This is a genomic window from Pseudomonas sp. Tn43 (genome assembly GCF_014192635.1).
Taxonomy (GTDB): Bacteria; Pseudomonadota; Gammaproteobacteria; order Pseudomonadales; family Pseudomonadaceae; genus Aquipseudomonas.
In genome coordinates this window covers 434,463-453,880 of the sequence record NZ_JACHYG010000005.1, presented here as the reverse complement: position 1 = coordinate 453,880, position 19,418 = coordinate 434,463, and the positions used below count along the sequence as shown (strand labels likewise).

General features: G+C 60.1%; 18 protein-coding genes. 4 read left to right on the top strand and 14 right to left on the bottom strand.

Going from position 1 to position 19,418, the window contains the following annotated elements; all coding sequences use genetic code 11:
• Positions 1-148: 148 nt before the first annotated feature.
• The 3 genes from FHW68_RS16465 to FHW68_RS16455 form a co-directional block, all read right to left on the bottom strand.
• Positions 149-526 (bottom strand): DUF6124 family protein, encoded by a 378-nt coding sequence (locus FHW68_RS16465; protein ID WP_183681357.1) that lies wholly within the window; start codon positions 524-526, stop codon positions 149-151.
• Between the two features lie 758 nt (positions 527-1,284).
• The gene (locus FHW68_RS16460) at positions 1,285-2,073 is read right to left on the bottom strand and encodes a response regulator transcription factor (RefSeq protein ID WP_095634115.1); all 789 of its coding nucleotides are present in this window, start codon (positions 2,071-2,073) and stop codon (positions 1,285-1,287) included.
• A gap of 112 nt (positions 2,074-2,185) precedes the next feature.
• Positions 2,186-2,656 carry a prepilin peptidase gene (locus FHW68_RS16455; RefSeq protein WP_183681354.1) on the bottom strand — a complete coding sequence of 157 codons (471 nt, stop codon included), beginning with the start codon at positions 2,654-2,656 and terminating at the stop codon, positions 2,186-2,188.
• A 75-nt stretch (positions 2,657-2,731) separates the two neighbouring features.
• On the opposite strand from FHW68_RS16455, the gene FHW68_RS16450 reads away from it, so the two are divergent.
• Together FHW68_RS16450 and FHW68_RS16445 are read left to right on the top strand one after the other, a co-directional pair.
• Positions 2,732-3,172: a TadE/TadG family type IV pilus assembly protein gene (locus tag FHW68_RS16450; RefSeq protein ID WP_183681351.1), complete on the top strand. Its 441-nt coding sequence runs from the start codon at positions 2,732-2,734 to the stop codon at positions 3,170-3,172.
• A complete protein-coding gene (locus tag FHW68_RS16445) occupies positions 3,169-5,946 on the top strand; it encodes an ATP-binding protein (protein WP_183681348.1) in 2,778 nt (925 codons plus the stop codon). The genes FHW68_RS16450 and FHW68_RS16445 overlap by 4 nt, the downstream gene beginning before the upstream one ends.
• Here the strand turns inward: FHW68_RS16445 and FHW68_RS16440 are convergent.
• The 5 genes from FHW68_RS16440 to FHW68_RS16420 form a co-directional block, all read right to left on the bottom strand.
• Positions 5,916-7,898 (bottom strand): pilus assembly protein TadG-related protein, encoded by a 1,983-nt coding sequence (locus tag FHW68_RS16440; protein WP_183681345.1) that lies wholly within the window; start codon positions 7,896-7,898, stop codon positions 5,916-5,918. The two genes, FHW68_RS16445 and FHW68_RS16440, sit on opposite strands and share 31 nt — an antisense overlap.
• Before the next feature lie 275 nt (positions 7,899-8,173).
• Complete coding sequence (locus FHW68_RS16435; RefSeq protein ID WP_183681342.1) at positions 8,174-8,731, bottom strand: DUF4136 domain-containing protein; 558 nt, start codon at positions 8,729-8,731, stop codon at positions 8,174-8,176.
• A 54-nt stretch (positions 8,732-8,785) separates the two neighbouring features.
• A complete protein-coding gene (locus FHW68_RS16430) occupies positions 8,786-9,412 on the bottom strand; it encodes a DUF4136 domain-containing protein (protein ID WP_095634109.1) in 627 nt (208 codons plus the stop codon).
• 12 nt (positions 9,413-9,424) lie between these two features.
• A complete protein-coding gene (locus FHW68_RS16425) occupies positions 9,425-10,174 on the bottom strand; it encodes a methyltransferase domain-containing protein (RefSeq protein ID WP_183681339.1) in 750 nt (249 codons plus the stop codon).
• Entirely contained in the window at positions 10,174-10,476 is a 303-nt protein-coding gene (locus FHW68_RS16420; protein ID WP_095634107.1) for a MazG-like family protein, read from the bottom strand. Before FHW68_RS16420 ends, FHW68_RS16425 begins: the two co-directional genes overlap by 1 nt.
• Before the next feature lie 292 nt (positions 10,477-10,768).
• Between FHW68_RS16420 and FHW68_RS16415 the strand changes: the two genes are divergently transcribed.
• Positions 10,769-11,062 (top strand): hypothetical protein, encoded by a 294-nt coding sequence (locus tag FHW68_RS16415; protein WP_095634106.1) that lies wholly within the window; start codon positions 10,769-10,771, stop codon positions 11,060-11,062.
• Positions 11,063-11,244: 182 nt separating this feature from the next.
• A complete protein-coding gene (locus FHW68_RS16410; protein WP_095634105.1) occupies positions 11,245-12,585 on the top strand; it encodes an MATE family efflux transporter in 1,341 nt (446 codons plus the stop codon).
• A 19-nt stretch (positions 12,586-12,604) separates the two neighbouring features.
• On the opposite strand, the gene FHW68_RS16405 is transcribed toward FHW68_RS16410, so the two are convergent.
• From FHW68_RS16405 to FHW68_RS16380, 6 genes are all read right to left on the bottom strand, one after another.
• Complete coding sequence (locus FHW68_RS16405) at positions 12,605-13,402, bottom strand: DUF4123 domain-containing protein (protein ID WP_183681336.1); 798 nt, start codon at positions 13,400-13,402, stop codon at positions 12,605-12,607.
• A complete protein-coding gene (locus tag FHW68_RS16400; protein WP_183681333.1) occupies positions 13,399-14,727 on the bottom strand; it encodes a type VI secretion system Vgr family protein in 1,329 nt (442 codons plus the stop codon). Before FHW68_RS16400 ends, FHW68_RS16405 begins: the two co-directional genes overlap by 4 nt.
• A 233-nt stretch (positions 14,728-14,960) precedes the next feature.
• Positions 14,961-16,874 carry an arginine decarboxylase gene (gene speA, locus FHW68_RS16395; RefSeq protein WP_095634102.1) on the bottom strand — a complete coding sequence of 638 codons (1,914 nt, stop codon included), beginning with the start codon at positions 16,872-16,874 and terminating at the stop codon, positions 14,961-14,963.
• Between the two features lie 223 nt (positions 16,875-17,097).
• On the bottom strand, positions 17,098-17,469 hold the full coding sequence (locus FHW68_RS16390) for a translation initiation factor Sui1 (RefSeq protein WP_063341676.1): 372 nt from the start codon (positions 17,467-17,469) through the stop codon (positions 17,098-17,100).
• 307 nt (positions 17,470-17,776) lie between these two features.
• A complete protein-coding gene (locus tag FHW68_RS16385; protein WP_095634101.1) occupies positions 17,777-18,346 on the bottom strand; it encodes an NUDIX hydrolase in 570 nt (189 codons plus the stop codon).
• Between the two features lie 3 nt (positions 18,347-18,349).
• Positions 18,350-19,417 carry a DUF2333 family protein gene (locus FHW68_RS16380; RefSeq protein WP_095634100.1) on the bottom strand — a complete coding sequence of 356 codons (1,068 nt, stop codon included), beginning with the start codon at positions 19,415-19,417 and terminating at the stop codon, positions 18,350-18,352.
• Between the last annotated feature and the right edge of the window lies 1 nt (position 19,418).

The window sequence follows — 19,418 nt, the reverse complement described above, 5'->3', positions numbered from 1 at the left end:
AGGCACCGCGGCGATCCCTTGTGGCGAGGGGGCTTGCCCCCGTTTGAGTGCGTAGCACTCACAAGATCTTTGGTACATCAGAGATTTTGGGGCTGCTTCGCAGCCCAACGGGGGCAAGCCCCCTCGCCACAGTCGCTTCTACAGGGGATCAGCTGTGTGGCGCAGGTTTTGGTATGGCAACGTTATCCAGCATCCGGTTCACCGCCAGTTCAGCCAGCATGACGATCTGTTGAATCGCCATCGCGGTGTGCCGGTGCGGCCCTTCCAGATACCCCGCAAAATCACCCGCCATCACACTGGCCTGGGCCAACGATTCGCAGGTGTGGGCCAACAGGTCTTCGTCTTTGATATCTGGTGCAACCATGTACATCGTGCTCGGTTTGCGGGCCACGGGGGATTTGAGGGCGGAGGGGTTGAGGTAGTGATCGAGCGCGCGGTTAGCGGCGTCGTGGAGTTTTTTCGAATCGAGGGATTCGTAGGGGGAAACGTTGTCGGTTTCTGGGGGATTCGGGGTTGCTTTGAACATGATTACACCTCTGGGATGAAATGGAGCCACTTCCAAAATTGCCGCGATGCAATTTGGGGTGGCAGCTGTACGCGGGTTCGCGGACCGATCCCAGAGGCATATCTCGGCATACCCGAAGGTATCCCGCGCACAGTCGCCATGACACGAAACGACAGACACCCAAAAGTGTTGTTGTTCGGTGGAGCGATTATGCCTCAAGAATCGAGCCGCGACGCCCGGACGCTGAATTGTCAGCGACGGACAAAGGCTAGAGACGCAGCGTCCGACGGGCAACCTGAAAAGCATGTGGGAAGGTTCTGATGTTTTTACTGATCGATAAACATCATTGCCTGTGAGGCAGCCATCGCGGGCAAGCCCGCTCCCACAGTGGAGCGGCGTACCCCCGCCCCTCACCACTCAACAGGCCGAGCGTTAGCTCGCCTGCAGCTTTTGATCTGGCTTTTGATCTTGATCCACCCGCCCCTTCGGGAGGCTGAGCGCAGGTGTTCATCTGGGGATTGGCGCGCAGCGCCGTTCGACGCAGTCGAACCCATCGCATGTAGGTCGTAGCGAAGCAGACCGTAGGGCGATGCCCCCAGATGGATACCGGAGCGAAGGAACGCCGAGCCTTAGCGAGGGGCCGGACGCTTGGGGCGAGACCTTTTGGTTCCTTTTGGGGCGTCTGCCAAAAGGGACTCGCCGTAAGGGCGAAACCCTAAGCGGCCGTTACCGCAGAAATGGATATGTACACCGATGAAACAGCGTACACCCGAAAAAACTCAGTGCGCAGTAAGCCGCCGCACACCCGCATTCCCCGGCGACAACGCCAACGCCACCTGCGTGCGGTTATGCATGTGCGTCAACCGCAACACCTGCGACACATAAAGCTTCACCGTGTTTTCGGTAATCCCCAACTCACAGGCAATCTGATAATTGGTCTGCCCCTTGCCCACCAACCGCGCCACCTCCAGCTGCCGTGGCGACAGCTGATTGAAAACCGCCGGCATCTGCACCCGCTCCGCCTCACTGAATGCACCCTCAGCCGAATCCGGCAAAGGCACAGAGGACGGGCCCCGACGAACCTTGTCCAGATCCTGATACAACTCGTCGATCGATTCGCAAAGGTACTGCAGCTTCTGACTCAAATGCCCCAACTGCAGGTTTTTCTGCCGCTCCTGCAAGACCACTTCCTGGCGCTGCAAACCTTCGAGCAATTCATCCAGATTAATCGGTTTTTGATAGTAGTCAGCGAACCCGGCGCGCAAGGCCTTGATCACATCCTGCTTGTCGGCGTGACCGGTGAGCATGATCGCCTCGAATGCCCGGTGTTTGCCGGACAACTGTTGCAGTGCCTGGACGAGTTGAATGCCATCCATGTCAGGCATCTGTAAATCACAGAGCACCAGACCGATATCCTCGTACTCGGTGAAACGCTCGATCGCCTGCTTGCCGCGATGACAAGGAACACAGCGATAACCATTGCGCTCAATGAACTCGCACAGTTCTTCGACAACCAATGGCTCGTCATCCACCACAAGGACTTTTATTGCCGAGATAAGCTTGTTCACGTGTCACTCCAGGCTGACCGTTGCCGTACCCACTTCCAAAGGTTGTACAGCAACTGTTTTGAAAGTAGACGCACTTTTGAGCGGTGTACATAGAACGAGTATTGCCCGGTAACTAATGCAGCCAGACCAAAGTCAACAACATGCCCACCAATACGAACGGCGCAAAGGGCTGCTTTTTTGACGTTCCAGGCCCCAGGTAACGAAGACGCTGCCTAAGCCCTTGCCCCATATACAGCCAGAGTCTTGGCGCCAACAGCACCCACAATGCACTGGCCAATCCGGCGCCGATGAAGCCGCCGAGCAGGTGCATACCGTCCGTCGCAAGCCCCAGCGCCGCCATCAGTTTCACGTCGCCCGCCCCCAGGCGTTTCAATGCATAACCGGGCAAGGTGAAGGCCAGTGCCAACAACAAAGCCCAGCCGCCCTGCACCGCCTCGGCCCCCAGCCACGTGGTGCCCGTCCCTAACAGATAGGTCAGCGCCAACGTACCTGCGCCAAGGGTCAGGCCATTGGCGATGTACCGCTCCCGAACATCCTGTGCTGCGCAAAGCGTCAGCCAGATAAGTAGGACAACGTTCTGCATCCGGTAAAAAACGTCCGTTTTGGCTGAATGATTCTATGCTGATACTACGTCGTGATGGTCAGGGTAGACGCACTCATGAAAACAGGCCTCCCCCGCAAACAAAAAGGTGCCGTGGCGATTGAGTTCGCCTTGGTGTTCATTATCTTTTTCGCCGTGTTTTATGGTCTGGTCAGTTACAGCCTGCCGCTATTGCTGATGCAATCATTTAATCAATCGACAGCCGAAGCGGTGCGACGCAGTGTGGCGCTGGACCCGAGCACCGCCAATTACGACACCGCCGTCACCAACATAGCCACCACTGAACTAACCCGGCAGCTGGCCTGGATTCCCGCCGCGCTGAACTTCAATGTGGCCACCGATGCCAGTGCCACCTACATCGGTGGCGTGTTGACGGTCACCATCAATTACCCCACCAGCAAATTGAACCAGGTGCTGCCGTTCCTGGTACTGCCGGGGATCGGTTCGGTGCCCGATCTGCCCGCGACCCTCACCGCCCGATCGAGCCTGCAATTTTGAGTTCCGGGGACAAGCTCTTCGGGCGCCTGCTCAACCGCCAACCGCCACAGACTTCGCACAGCGCCGACACTGCGGACATCGCCAACGTACAACGTGTCGGTTTGCAGTTGCATCTGAATGAAGAGGGGCGAGTGGTTCAGCTGACCGGTCCGCTGCGGCATCTGTTGGCGCAACAAGTACCTGGCGCGCAGGCACCGCATCTGCTCGATTACCTCATGCCCCATAGCGGCCTGTCGGTCGAAGGCGCGCCTGCCGAATGGCAGGGACAGAGCCTGGACCTGGATTTTTTCAGCCTCGGCGAACAACCACTGCACCTGCGTGGCTGGGTGCAGCCGTTGGGCGAAAACTGGCTGTTGCAGTTGATCGACATCGGCGACTTGTTGCTCGAACGCCGACAAGCGCGCAGCCGCGAACAGTGCCAGTTAATCGCGGCGCAGATCAGCGAACAGTTGCGTTTGTGCAGCCTGACGCGTTTGTCTGGCGTGCTGGCGGAGCAACTGCAAGGCCTGGCCCAGCGCTTTCAGATTCCGTGCATCGCCATGGCCTTGCTCGACGAACAGGCGGAAGGCTGGCTGATCCACCAGCATTACGCGGCCTTCGATGCGCCCCTATTGTGGGAAATCGATCAACGCTTGGGCACCAGTCTCGACAGTTTGAATGGCTCCGCCCCTCAGCCACTGATCCCCAGCGAACACCCACGCCTGCAAGTCATCTTCGGCAATGCCGAAGGGTTCGCGGTGCCTTACCACAACGCCTTGGGCGTGGTGGCCTGGTTGCTCTGTGGTTTCTACCCGGTGCAACAGCGTGCCCCGGATCTGAGCGATCGCGACTGGTTGCAACTCACTGCCGCTTTGGCCGGCCCGCTGCTTGAGCGCTTGCGCGAGCATCAGCACCATCTGCAACTGGAGCGGCTGGAGTCTTTGCAAGCCTTGCTCGGCACCGGCTGGTGGGAGGTCTTCAGCGACACTGGCGAGGTGCAATTGGCGCCGTCACTGGCCAATACCCTGAACCTTGCGAGCACGCGTTTACCGCTGCATGACTGGCTCGAACAGATCCACCCCGCCGACCGTGAAGAGCTGACGATTCGCCTGCAAACCTTGCAGGACGAAGGCGCGCCGTTGCTGCTGTGCGTGCGCCTGCATCGCCCCGACACGGCACAAACGCCGATCTGGTATCGACTGCAAGGCCAGGCCCTGGGCAGCAGCCGAACCCGGCGGCTGGTGGGTTTCATGCTCGACATCAGTGACATCAAGAATCAGGAGCAGAACGCCGCTGCCGCCCATGCCCGGCTGGACAACCTGATCGCCAGTTCGCCGGCGGTGATCTACGTGCAGCGCTATGTCGACGGTGCCCTGCAACCGACATTTTTCAGCGACAGCCTGTTGCCGCTGCTCGGTTGGTCACTCGCCGATTGTGCCGCCGGCGCGCTGGTGGAACGGGTTCATCCCGAGGACCGCGACGGCTATTTCGAACGCACCCGACAATTGCTGCGCGAAGGTTCAGTGCGTGCCCGTTATCGGCTGCGCGACAATCGCGGCGATTACCACTGGCTGCTCGACGAAGCCAAACTGCTGCGCGACGACCTCGGGCTGCCGGTGGAAGCCGTGGGATTGTGGCTGGATGTCACCGAAGCGACCTTGGCCGCCGAGAAAGTGAAACAGAGCGAAGAGCGCTATCGGATCCTGGTGGAAGACTCCCCGGCGATGATCTGCCGCTACCTTCCAGACCTGACGCTGACCTTTGGCAACAGCCCGCTGGCGACCTATCTGGAATGCCAGCCCGAGCAACTGCCGGGGGTGAACCTGGGCAGCTGGATGTCGCCGGGACAGCGCGAAGCGTTCCTCCAGCGGCTCAGTCGACTGAGCCCGGAGTTCCCGGTCAGTACTGCAGAAATCAACCTGCAATTGCCGGGACGGGAACATGCATGGTGGGTCTGGTCGGATCGCGGGGTGTTCGACGAGCAGGGTCGTTTGCTGGAGATTCAAGCCGTGGGCCGTGACAACACCGAAGTCCGGCGCGCCCAACAACAGCTCACCCAGAGCGCGAAAATGGCCACCCTCGGCGAAATGGCCACCGGGCTGGCCCATGAATTCAATCAGCCGCTGAACGTGATACGCATGGCCATCGTCAATGTGCTCAAGCGCCTGAACAATGGTGATGCGCAAATCGATTACCTGACAGACAAGCTCAACCGCATCGACGCACAAGTCCAGCGAGCGGCGCGGGTGGTGGATCACATGCGGGTATTCGGCCGGCGTTCGGAGATCGAACAACACCCTTTCAATCCGGCGCAAGCCATCGAGGGCACGCTGGCGCTGCTGTCCGAAGGCATGCGTGGCAAAGGGGTCGAGCTGCGGGTCAGCCAGACCGGGTTCGACGTGCAGGTGCGCGGTTACGTCGATCAGCTGGAGCAGGTGTTGATCAACCTGATGGTCAATGCGCGGGATGCGCTGCTGAACAAACGTGAGGCCGACCGGGCGTTCAAACCGTGGATTTCGGTGTACGCCGAACGCGATGAAGCGTCGGTGCGATTGTGGGTCGAGGACAACGGCGGCGGTATCGATCCGCGGCTGCTGGAGCGGATTTTCGAACCCTTCTTCACCACCAAACCGGTGGGTGTCGGCACCGGGCTCGGGTTGTCGGTGAGTAACGGCATCATCGCAAACATGGGCGGTAAGCTGACCGTAAGAAACTCGACCGAGGGCGCGCGGTTTTGTATTGAGTTGCCGATTGCCACCGACGATCAGATCACCAGCGTCGCGCGCCCCGAATGACAACTGAGATTGGCGCCGACGTCGACCTTGTTCAAATCGATCCCCAGGCTTAACAGCAACGTGTTGATCAAACTGTCGAGCAACGGGTTCAGCACGCTGTCGATCGCACTGACCAGCAAGGTGGCCACGCTGCTCAGGATCGTCCCCAGTCCGCTGACGAGACTGCCTGACGGGCCATACATGTCCACGTGAATGTTAAGCGGGGTGTTGAGCAGGTTGCTGACAATACTGCTGGTGGTGAACGAATAGTAGAACGGTGGCTGGCTGATTTCTGGCAGGCTGCTGGCGGGTGGCGCGGAATAGACGTGGGCCATATTGGCGTTCGCCGCCACGCTGGTGTCGGCCACAATATCGATGCCGCCACCCACGCCGGGCACACGGGGATCGCAGGTGATGGGCAAGAACAAAAGCCTGCGACAGGTTTTGATCCCGATGTCGATTACCTTCAACGGCTGCACCGTGACTGTCGGCGGTGCGGTGTTGCTGCCGAACATGCTGACCGCATCGATCCGGCCGATTTTCAGGTCCACCAGTGATGTACGGGTGCGGGTGGTCAGGGTTTTGTTGGTGTTATTGACGCAGCTGTAGGCCGTGACGTAACTGCTGGCGCTGGCGACGTCCAGCGCCACATCGAGCCGTATCGGCCCCGGCAACACGATGACATCGGGTGTCTGGCAGGGCACGCCCAAGGCACAGGTCAGTGAGTCGAGCACCTCCACCAGGTCGAGATTGAGCAAGGCGTTGAGGGTGTTGGTCAGCGGTCCTGCCAGATCGGTCACCGCATTGACCAGCGCCGCAATGGCGTCGAGCGCCGGCAAGTCGATCGACAGCAAGGTGCGTACCTGCGCGGTTCTCACGTAAATCCGGTCAGGTCCCAATGGGTTCAGGGCTGCCTTTTTCGGATTGCCGATCGCTGAGAGTTGCGGTGGTTCCAGCACCTGCACCCGAGCCGTGATGTGTGCCAGCCCCGCCAGATCGATCGGCAGCGTTGCCACCAGACCGTTTTCCTTGTTGGCCAGTTGCACGATGCCCTCGATCAGGTCGAACACGCTCACGTTCGTCGCCAACGCCGACAGGTTGCTGCCATTCTCGACGTGCAACAAATTGCCCAGCACCACGGTCGTTGAACCCGCGGCAACCTTGAGTGCTTGCAGACCGACGATGGTCGCCGTCGCACCAAGCGTGCCATTGGGGTCCAGCACATTGACGGCCGTCTGGATCAACTGGCTGACGGCCACCGAAGTGCCCAACACCTGGCTATAACCGGCGGCGTTGACGCCGAGGTCAACCTTCAGTCGATCGAGGTAACCGAGCAGGCTGATATGGCTGTTCAGCAACCCCTCCCACCCTGCCACGGAGAGGTTCAGATGGCCGCCCAATAAACCACCGAACAGCGCATTGAGGGTATCCGACTTGCTGGAGTCGACACTCAGCACCGTAGTGCGCAGGGTCAGCGATGCCAGCGGTGGCGGCAACGCTGCGACGGCGGTCGCGGTCAGGTTGAAGGTCGCCCCGGCCGAAGCGCCGCCGAACAGCGCGCCAATACCGCCGGCGATACTTTGCAGGACTGAATGACTGGCGCTCACCCGAATGGCTTCGCTGCTGCTCGGATCAGCCGTAAAAACCCGGAGATTATTGGCGTCCAGACTCAAGGTGCCGCAGGCTACCGCCAGGCTGCGGGAGGAGTCGGGAAGGGAGAAGTCGTTGCGGTTGGCACTGGCAGTGGCATAGGCGGTAGCGGTGGCACCCACGGCGCAATCACCGTTGCGCGTGGCAGCCTCCAGCGCGGCCATATCCGCCACTCGTTGCAAGCTGCGTTTTTCCAGGTACAGGCGGCCGCTATCGACCACGACCAGCAAGAATACCAAGGCCATGCCCAGTGTCAGCACCGCCATCAATCCGATCGCTCCCCGTTGCCGGGCCGGGTTACGAAACTGCGAGCAGGGAGACATGGCGCACTCCTTTGCCGGCGCATCGCCGAGGGTTACCTCCATTGGTGAAAAGCAGTGTAGACAAGGGTCTGCGAGATTGCTGGCAACTCGCCACCCCAGACAACAAAACCCAATGTGGGAATGGGCTTATTGTGGGCTTGTGTGACGACAAAGAGCCTGTAGGAGCGAGGCTTGTCCGCGAAGAAAACACCGCGGTTTTTCAGTCACTACGCGTTATCGTTCTTCGCGGGCAAGCCTCGCTCCTACAGGGGCTATGGCGTTGGATCGTTCAGGGTTTAGCGCGGTGGATAGTTGGCCAATATCCGCCCGACTGTCTCGTGGATTCTATTGCTCCGATCCTGCGGGTTCGGTGTGCGACTAAGCGTCTGTTCGTCGCTGCCGCGCCACACCAGTTTGTCGTCCTTGCCATCGAGCAGGTCGATCTGAATGGTCGCCACCTTGTAGCTGATGTTGCGCGTTTCGTTGTACATCGGTCCGCCCCAGTAGCCGTACCATGGGCCACCATAACCGCCACCATAGTAGGTGGTCACTTGTTGCTGGCGATCTTCGACGATCAAATAGGCCTGTACCTTCAGATCCGGACTGGCACCGGCGGCGGCCGGCCGCAAACCGCGCTGATCCAGCTGATCGGCAACGGACTGGCGGATGCGTTGTTCGGTCAGGTCACTCTTGATCCGGGGGTCATCGGGACGGTATTGCACAGCGGGCTCTTTCCAGCTCCAGCTACGATAAGCCGCAAAGTCGCGGCTGGCATCGAAGTCATGATTGACCTGGTTGGCGGCGCAGGCAGTGAGCAGCGCGGCCATGGCCAGTAAAGCGAGACGGCGGAACATGATTTTTCTCCGATAGAAGACATGCGCCTGCGGGATTGCTTTCCGTAAAGGAAGCTAATTAGGAGGATACGCCGACATGGCCTTTTCGACAGCTTCGCGTAAGGCATCGGCACGCGCTCTCTGGCTGCCCTGGCTGTCGGTTTCGGCACTGGCACTCCATACCGGCTGACCAGTGCTCGCGTCGAACAGATCGATGCGCACCACAACCACTTGTACCTGATAAGTGCGGATGACCGGGACCGTGTTGTACAGGCCGTAACCGCTGCCGTAGCGGTTGTAACCGCCATAACCACCGCCGTAGTAGCCCCCGCCGTAACCATAATCGTCCCGGACCTGACGCAAGCGGGTCTCCAGATGCAAATCGACGCTGACCAACAGGTCCGCCGGGCGATTGTCCTGCAAAGGGCGCAAGCCGCGTTGATCGAGGGCATTGCTGACCGCTTCGGCCACCTGCGCCGAGTCAGCCCAGGCGGTGTCCGGTGGCAGACGCCCATTGAGCCAGGCCCAACTGCGATAGCGCCCGTAATCGCGGGGCGCTGCCGGGTAGGCGCTGCGGTCGACGGTGGTGGTGGCCTGGGTCGGTGCCGGCGGCAGCGGGTTGGACGTCGCGACATAAGGGTTGCTGCCTTGGCAGGCTGCCAACCCGAGACAGATCACCAGTAACCCTGAACGACTGTACATTTCGCGCTCCGCTCAGATCGGCCGACAGATCCAGTGCAGGTAGCGCCCAAGCCCGGCGAAACCTGGGTGACGGCGGTGAGCCAGTTCCATTTCCAGCAAATCCGGCAGTTCGACGCGGGCCTGGAATTCCACCGGCATGTAGTCGTAAAAAACCCGCACCCCACTCTGGGTTTCGACCTGCCACATGCTCTCAAGTTGCGCCGCCAGTTCCCGTGGATCCAGTGGCTGCTGCGGCGTCAGGCTCTGCTTTTCGCCGGCCATGGCATTCTTGCGCATCTTGCGGAAATGACCTTTGAGCAGGTTGCGGTAGATCAATGCATCGCGGTTGTAGAACGCCAGGGACAACCAGCCGTCCGGCTTCGTCAACTGATGCAGTACCGGCAAAATCGCATGGGGTTCGGCCAGCCATTCCAGCACGGCGTGGCACAGCACCAGGTCGTAGGGTTCAGTGAGCTGACCGAGCAGATCCTGCCAAGGCGCCTGGATGAATGTAGCCGTCTGCCCGGCTTCGGCGAAGCGCTGGCGGGCGCCTTCAAGCATCGGTTCGGCGGGTTCGGCGAGGGTCACCTGATGACCGCGCTGGGCCAGCCACAACGACATGTGGCCCAGGCCGGCGCCGATATCCAGCACGCGCAACGGGCGCTCCGGCAGGGTTTCGGCCAGGTCGGCTTGCAACACCGCGAGCCGGATCGCACCTTTGGCGCCACCGTAGATTTTTTCGGCGAAACGGGTCGCCAGTTGATCGAAATGACGGTCGCTCATCAGCTGAACCGCCGTTCGCTGTCCGCGAGTTTGCTGCGCACCACTTCATTCATGTCCAACCCCAACTCGCTGCATAGCAGCAATAGATACAGCACGATGTCGCCGACTTCCTGCCCGACATGGGCGAGCTTGTCCGCCGGCAACTGGCGTGACTGGTCTTCGGTCAGCCACTGGAAAATCTCCACCAGCTCGGACATTTCCACGCTCGCGGCCATGGCCAGGTTTTTCGGGCTGTGAAATTGCCGCCAGTCATTGCGGTCGCGAATGGCGTGCAGGCGTTCGGTCAGTTCAACAAGGTTCATCGGGCTCTCCTGAAGGCGTATAGCTTCAAGGGGATGGCGGGTGAAGGCAAGGTCTATGTAGCCGCTGCCCAAGGCTGCGTTCGGCTGCGCAGCCGTCGTGAATATGGCTGACGCGTTCTGCCTGATGTACCGCAATTTCCGGTTTGACGACTGCTTCGCAGCCGAACGCAGCCTTCGCCAGCTGCTACAGAGATGTTTGCGCCATACTTGGACGGTTGGGAACCCGGCAGCACGATCCATGGCCCAACGCTCGGATCCGGCAACCACGCCACCACTTCATCAGGACGTACACATGCAGGTAGAAAGTTTTTTCGAATGGCTCGGCCAGGTCATCGGTTCAGCCATTCGGTTCATCATCGATGCCCTCAGCGGTCTGTTCGACCTGTTGAGCAACGCTGGCAGCAATTTTGTCGAAGGGTTGGCCCAGGCGCTGGGCATGGACACTTCGATCATCAGCATCATCACGCTGATCATCGGGCTCATGCTGCTGTGGGCAGCGATCCGCGCCTTCATGAACGCGTCGATCATCATGGGGATTATCTGGTTGTTGCTGGGGTTATGGTTGTTGAGCTGGATTGTTCACTAACCCCCTCTTTTCTGCCCTGATCGCTCCCACGCTCTGCGTGGGGAATGCAGCCCGGGAGCTCCGCGTCCCTGACAACGTGACGCAGAGCGTCACAGGAGTCATTCCCACGCAGAGCATGGGAACGATCATGCATGCGGATTCCAAGTTCATCGCTACAATGCAGGCGCCCCCAAGGAGCCTGCATGTCCAATCTGATTGCCGACTGGCGCGACCGTCCAACCCATCGTCGAGTCTGGGCGCTCGCCGCCCCGATGATTCTCTCCAATATTTCCGTACCGCTGGTAGCGCTGGTCGACAGTACCGTCGTCGGCCACCTGCCCCATGCTCATCAACTCGGCGCTGTCGCGGTGGGCGCCAGTCTGTATACCTTTCTTGCCTGGGCCATGGGCTTTCTGCGCATGGGCTCCACCGGGTTCGCCGCCCAGGCTGCCGGGCGCGGAGATGGCGCAGCATTGCGGCAGATTTTGCTCCAGGGTCTGTTGTTGGCCATGGGCCTGGCCATCGTGTTGGGCGCAGTGGGCGTGCCGTTGAGCGGGGTCGCGTTGCACTTCATGCAACCGTCGGCGGAGCTGGACCAGCTCACCCGCGAGTTCTTCCACACGCGGCTGTTTGGCTTGCCGGCGGCACTGGCCAGCTACGCGCTGGTGGGCTGGTTCCTCGGCACCCAGAACGCTCGAGCCCCGCTGGCGATTTTGCTGAGTACCAATCTGGTGAACATCGCGCTGAACCTCTGGTTCGTCCTCGGCCTGGAGTGGGGCGTGGTCGGCGCGGCCCGGGCCTCGGTGATTGCCGAATGGACCGGCGCGCTGATCGGCCTGCTCATGACCCGCCAGGCTCTGCGCGCCTATCCCGGCCATATCGCTTGGGCCGCGCTGGCGCTGTGGCAGAGCTGGCGCCCATTGCTGGCGGTCAATCGCGACATTTTCATTCGCAGCCTGGCCTTGCAGTCAGTGTTTTTCCTGATCACCGTGCAAGGCGCGCGGCTGGGTGATGCCACGGTTGCGGCCAACGCGTTGCTGCTCAACGGTCTGCTGCTGACCGCCCACGCGCTGGACGGCCTGGCTCATGCCGTAGAAGCCCTGTGCGGGCACGCCATCGGTGCTCGCGACCGAGAAGCCCTGCGTCGCTCATTGGTGGTGGCGTGCGGTTGGTCATTGCTGGCGAGTGTGGGGTTTGCCTTGCTGTTTCTGTTCGCCGGGCACCTGTTCATCCAGATGCAGACCGACATTCAGAACGTGCGCGACACCGCCTTCCTTTACCTGCCTTACCTCGCGATGCTGCCGCTGATCGCCGTCTGGAGCTACCTGCTCGACGGCCTGTTCATCGGCGCCACCCGCGCCCGGGAAATGCGCAACGGTATGCTGCTGACGGTGATCCTGGTGGTGCCCTTCGCCTGGGCGCTGCAAGGCTTGGGCAACCATGGATTGTGGATAACCTTCCTGCTGTTCATGTTGCTGCGCAGCCTGACCCTTGGCGCATTCGCCTGGTACTTGCGCAAGCACGACAGCTGGTTCAAAGGTTGACGAGGGCCGGCCTTCACCTTCAAGGCTGATTGTTTTGCCACAGGTTGCGCAGGCTATCGAGACGCTCCTGCTGGCTGCCTCCCGACAATGGCTGCCTGGCCACTGCTTCGGGATGCAGCAAGCGCAGCCATAACCAGTCATCGAGCACCGCACGTTCGCTGAAACCCAGCGCCCGCCCTTCCTGCAGGTAAGCCCACAAGCTGTTGTAGCCAATACCAGTGGATCGGCTCCAGCGCCAGGTATGTTGTTCCAGCAGGCAGGTCTGCAAGGTGTCTCGCTGACGCAGGCTGAGGTTTTCCTCAACGGCCAGCGGTCGGACGGCAAGCCGCGGATTGAACAACTGCTGCCAGCCCTGACAGCCAATCGCCCGATCGGCCCAGGTGCCACCGAACCAGCGCAACTGATCGATCGGACCGAGCCAGCGACTCAACTCCTGCGCATCGCAGGCATCGAAAAAATAACTCGCCGTGTGTGGGTTGTAGTAACTCAACAAAGCCCGGTGATGCAGCCCCAGGGTGACCGTGAGCATCCGCCGCAAATGCTCCAGCAACTGCGAGGGCGTTGCTTCGCTGGTTAGCAGTAATCCGCTCCACAGGTGTGGCGCACTGAGGCATGACTCGGTCAGCGCCGGGCATTCGCGAAGGTCGACCAATACCGGGCCGTACTCACGCAACGGGTGAAACTCAGTGCCTTCGAACAGGCGGAACCATCGGGTATGAGCAAACTGTTGCCGCACATTCGCACCAGCCTGAGGCTCGCCCGGAACATCGAGCAAGAGCCATTGCGCAGCCAGATCGGGCGCCAGAGCGGCGATCATGCCGCACCGCTCTGGCCGAACTGCGTCGCCGCCCGACAGGTGCAGAAAGACTGCGCGCAATGACTGAAACTGCCACCGCCGGGCAGCAGACACAGGAGCACCAGGGGCTCGCCGGATTGCAACAGGCCCAGCAAGCCGTCGGACGCCAGGTTCGCATCGGTTATCAAGGAAGGTGGCAGGTCGGGTATGACCGGCGCTGTGCTCGACGCTGTGCCGGGAAGAAATCCGCTGATCAAAGGCTGGTCCGGATCGCCTTCGACAAAGCTCACCAGCACCTGCGCCCCTTCATTCAGCGGCAAGCTGTCCGCGTCTCCCAGCTCGGGCGCCAATGGCAACCAGCAGTGGCTGGGCGCTGCGCCCTCCCCCTGATAAAGCCAGTCAAACTGCACGGCAACCGGTCTGGACAGATCCGGTCGAGGCTCATCGACCTCGACCACCCACGCCCGCTGCAAGCTGAGCATCCTGGGTTGTTTGATCACCGAATGATCTGCCACGAAAGGCACTTGCTGCACAACGGCGCGCAGTTGATTGCTATAGGGAAGCCCTGGCTCCTGTCCCCCTTGATGCTCGACGTGGGTCAGTAGCCACAGACGATTGCAGTCCGCACACGGGTGGCCGGACAGCGGCATCAGTTGACCGCTGCGCAGCGTCGCCAGATTCGTCTGGCCTTCGGCGATCTGCCCGCAGCCGTGAAGCTTGAACCGATGCACGCCTGGCCGTTCGTTCTCACTCTCAAAGACGCCCTCTTCGCCACGGCTGAACTGTCCCGGGCCATCACCGAAAACCAGACAATGCCCTGCGCGTGCACAGTGTTCGAAGTAGTAATGAAGCCGTTCCTGGGTACACAGACGCTGGAGAAACTGCAGGTCTGATTCCCGATACTGCGTGCAGAAATCACGGGGTGGGTAATCGCCGCTCAGGTCGAAACGACGCTCCTTACCGGCAATGCCGTGTTCCTTGAGTACTTGAGCGAGAATCTCCGGCACCGAGCGCTGGCTGAAGATTCGCTGATTGAAGCGCTGGCCCAGACACGCCAGCCTGGGGCCCAGACGCACTCGACATAGCCCGGGCTCACCGCCATGGCCAAGCTGAACGAGGCTAAGCAACTGGCCATGAATACCCTGCCCCGGGGGCCCGAAATGCAAAAAGGCCGAACGATACAGCAGGCTCGCAAGGTCCAGCGTCGGGTCATCGTTCAGCAGCTCCACGTCGAACACAAAGGGCTCGTTGATGGCTTCACTACCGGTAAAGGCCAAGACCTCAAAGGGGTCGGGAAGACCCGCTATATCCAGACGAAATGACGGCTCGTTGACTGGATCGAACATCGGCGATTCTCTACAGGAGGGGCGGCCGGGGATTCTCGCTGAGAGACATGGCCGAGTAGAGTGCCGAAATACAACTTAGGAAATGACCTACGTGAAAAGAAGACCATATCCCTTGGATAGCCCGGTCTGTGGGTAATTTCGCTTGATAAAAGAGAAGCTCCGCACCAGATCATCTGAAATTTCCCCAGCGCATGGAGAATTTTCAGACAACCCGATGGGAACGGAGCCTTACCTCAAGAAGACAGGTAAGACGAACGGGTCAAGCCCAGACGCAAGGCGTCGAGGAACTGGGTGCGCTCGGCGGCGCTGATGCGGGCACTGGCGCATTTGTCGCGATAGTGGGTCATCAACTCTTCCGGCGACAAGTGCACGTAACGCAGCATGTCTTCGATGGTGTCGTGGGTTTCAATACCGGCGTGGTACACGCTGCCATCGGCGTTCTGGTAGATGTTCACCGAGTCGGTGTCACCAAACAGGTTATGCATATCACCGAGAATTTCCTGGTAGGCACCCACCAGGAAGATTCCCAGCAGATAGTCTTCACCTTCGTTCAGACCGTGTACCGGCAAGCTGGTCTCGATGCTCTGCTCATCGACGTATTGCTTGATCTTGCCGTCGGAGTCGCAGGTCAGGTCTTGCAGCACTGCACGGCGCAGCGGCTCTTCGTCCAGACGGTGCAACGGCAGAATCGGCAGGACCTGGCCGATGGCCCAGGTATCCGGCAGGCTCTGGAATACCGAGAAGTTGCAGATGTACTTGTCGGCCAGCTTGTCATTGAGTTCGTCGAGCACCTGACGGTGGGAACGCTGACGGGCCTTCAACGAGTTGTGCAGGCGACGGCAAACGGCGAAGTAGCATTGCTCGGCCAGGGCTTTTTGCGCCAGGGTCAGCTTGCCATCGGCGTATTGCGTGGCGACGTCGCTCATGTAGTGCGTGGCGCGCCAGTACGTTTCGGTGACCATCTCGATGTCGGTCGGGCCGAGCAGGTCGACCAGCCACTGTACGGTTTCCGGCAGTTCTTCCTTGTTATCGATCCTCGGCACGTCGTCGTTGTGTTTCTCGACGTCGGTGACCTGAACCACCAGCATGGCGTGGTGAGCGGTCAGGGAGCGGCCGCTTTCAGAAAAGATGTTCGGGTGCGGTAGGCTCTGCGCATCGCAGAACTCCTTGAGCATCCCGACCACGACACCGGCGTAATCGTCCATGTCGTAGTTGATCGAACTGGCGTTACGCGAGTGCGTACCGTCGTAGTCCACGCCCAAACCACCACCGACGTCGATGTGATCCACCGGCAGGCCAAGGTTGCGCAGTTCGCCGTAGTAACGGATCGCTTCCTTGAAACCGTGTTGGTAGTCCGCCAGGTTGGCGATCTGCGAACCCATATGAAAGTGCAGCAGGCGAATGCCCTGGTCCAGGCCGGCGGCGCGGAAACGCTCGACCACCGACAGCAATTGCGCCGCCGACAGGCCGAACTTGGATTTTTCACCACCGGTGTCTGCCCACTTGCTCGATGCCAGGGACGACAGGCGCACGCGCAGGCCGACCTGCGGCTTGACCTTGAGCGAGGCGGCTTCTTCGATGACCAGACCGACTTCGGATTCTTTCTCGATCACGATGAACACGTTGTGACCCAGTTTCTGGCCCATCAGCGCCAGTCGGATGAACTCGCGGTCCTTGTAACCGTTGCAGACGATGGTCCCGCCTTTCGGCGCCAGCGCCAGTACCGCCAGCAGCTCAGGCTTGGAGCCGGCTTCCAGACCGATGGAAACGTTCTGGGTGGCGATGATGTTTTCGATCACCGCTTCCTGCTGGTTGACTTTGATCGGGTACAGCGCGGTGTACTTGCTCTGGTATTCCAGGCGCTCGATATTGGCGTCGAAAGCGCCAGTCAGCTGGCGCACGCGGTCTTGCAGGATGTCAGGGAAACGCACCAGCAACGGCAAGGACAAACCGCTTTTGCGCAGTTGGTCGACTTGCTCGAACAGGTCGATAGGCGAACTGGTCGGACCGTTCGGACGAACTTCGACGCGACCGGCGTCATTGATCGCGAAATACCCGGCCCCCCAATGGCGAATCCCGTAAACACTGCGGCTGTCCACAACTGTCCATTGGCTGCCATCGTCTTTGCGTGTGCGTCGTACGGACATTGAAGTCCCCTATAAAGAAGTCATAGAGCGTCGCCTGGGTTCAGGCCGGCGCAGTCTAAAGAATGAAAATGACGATTAGCCTGCATGCAAGTGGCATAGACCTCGCATTCAGCGCTGAGTTTAGAAACCGGTCAGAACAGGCTCTGTGAAAACCATGTAGACGACGCCAGACCAGAATTGAATCGGGGCCGGATCAAGCCGAGGGTGGTTTTCACAGAGGCTGCTAGCCGCCGGACTTCTTCGCTTTGAAACCGTGCTTGATCAATTCGGCCAAGAGTAGCTCGACATGATCGCCCTGGATTTCGATGATTCCGTCTTTCAACGCCCCACCGGTCCCGCAACGTTTTTTCAACGTCGTGGCCAGCTCCTTGAGCGCGTCTTCGGCCAACGGCACGCCGGTGATAGTGGTCACCGTCTTGCCGCCACGGCCCTTGCTTTCGCGACGCACGCGGGCAATGCCGTCGCCGGCCGGGATAACGGTCTGTTTGCAGATGCAGGCATCCACCGGTTTACTGCAATCCGGGCAATGACGACCTGCGTCGGTGGAAAATACCAGGCCACCAAGGGCGGCGAAGGATGCGGCTTTTTTGGCCACCGGCAATCCTCTTGGGAGGACAAAGACTGGTCGCGGCAACCCGGGAGGGAGCCATCGACCGCGAAGCCCCACTCAGGCAGGGGCAGCGCTACTGGACCGTAATACATCGGTGTATGAGCGTAGGAGCTGTCGAGTGCAACGAGGCTGCGATCTTTTGATCTTGATTCAAAAGAAAAATCAAAAGATCGCAGCCTCGTTGCACTCGACAGCTCCTACATTTCTACAACAAGCATTACCGGTTCAGTTTGAAAAGGTCGCGCAGTGTAACGGCAAAAACGCCGATTGCTAAGAGCCAATCGGCGCCAATTTATACCTTCTTTGCGACGTCGGTTTGCCGGGCCTTCAGATAACGCTGCAAAGCTGCCAGAGAGTCCGGGCAATAAGGCTTCTGCGTGATTTCCAGCATGACCTGGTCGATCGGGATAAAGCACGCTTCCAGCACTTCCTCCGGTTGCAGGATCAACGGGCCGTCCCATACCGCCGAAAACGCCGAGCACCAGAGTCGGTTACCGGTGTCTTCGAAGAAAAAGTGATCATGAGCCGTCAGTTCCACACCGCTCACGCCCAGCTCTTCTTCCAGCTCTCGGGCCGCCGATTCGGCGTAAGTTTCGGTGGCCAATACCATGCCACCGGCCGCCACGTCCCAGTAACCGGGGTAGATCGCTTTGCTCAATGTGCGCCGGTGTACGCACAACTCACCGGCGGAGTTGAACAACATGATGTAGGTGCCACGCCCGATCAGCCCGCGTTCGCGCAGGTCTGAGCGCACCAGAGCACCGAGCAGGTTGTCCTGCTCGTCGACCCAGGCGATCTGTTCGGCATCGGAGGCCGCACGATGGGCGGCCTCCCGCATGCCATCGATGGAGTTATCAACCATGACTCAGCCCTGATTGAGCAGTTGACGCAAATCGATCACCGCGGCATTGGCCCGGGAGATGTAATTGGCCATGACCAGCGAGTGGTTGGCCAACACACCGAAGCCGCTGCCGTTGAGGATCATCGGGCTCCAGACCGGTTCTTGCGAGGCTTCCAGCTCACGAATGATCTGGCGCACGCTGACCGTGGCGTTTTTCTTCGCCAGCACATCGGCAAAATCGACTTCGATGGCACGCAGCAGGTGGGACAACGCCCAGGCCTGACCGCGGGCTTCGTAGAACACGTTATCGATCTGTAGCCATGGGGTCTCGACGACTTCTTCGTCCACCTGCGGCACTTGACCGAGCGCCGGTACTTCAGTTTTCAGCGCGGTATTGAGCTTGACCCGGCCAACACTGGCCGACAGCCGTTGCGACAGCGAACCCAGACGGGTTCCGACATCACCCAGCCAGTTGTTCAGGTTGTCGGCGCGGGCATAGAACAGCGCACTTTTCTGGTCAGGCCCCGACAGACGTGCCTGATAACGGCTCAGGGAGTTGATGCCTTCCAGGTACTCCGATTCACTGGATGGCAGCACCCAGCTTTTGTTGTCGAAGTTGAAGCGCGGCTCGGCCTTGGCCAGGTCGGCGTCTTCGGCGGACTGTGACTGGGAGCGGGCGAAGTCTTTACGCAGCGCACGACTCAGGTCACGGACCTGGACCAACACGCCATATTCCCAGCTCGGCATGTTGTCCATCCACAGACCCGGCGGGAAACGGTCGTTGGAAATATAGCCACCCGGCTTGGTCAGCAAGGTATTGGCAACGGTCTTGAGGGTTTCCACCGTGGTGTAGCCGACCACCATCTGCTTGCCTTCTTTCTCGGCCGCCACCTGGGCATTCTGCTGAACCGGGAACAGCGCCGGCTCCTGGCTCCAGTACCAGCCCAGCGCGATCGCTACCAACAGGTAAAGAACAATCAGAGTAGCCAGCGCCCGGCTGAACAACAGGCCGCCAAAATAACTGCGGGTGGCCGATTTCGGTTCAGCGGCACGCTCAGGCGCGCTGCCTGTGCGGTTCTTCCAGTCCAGCATG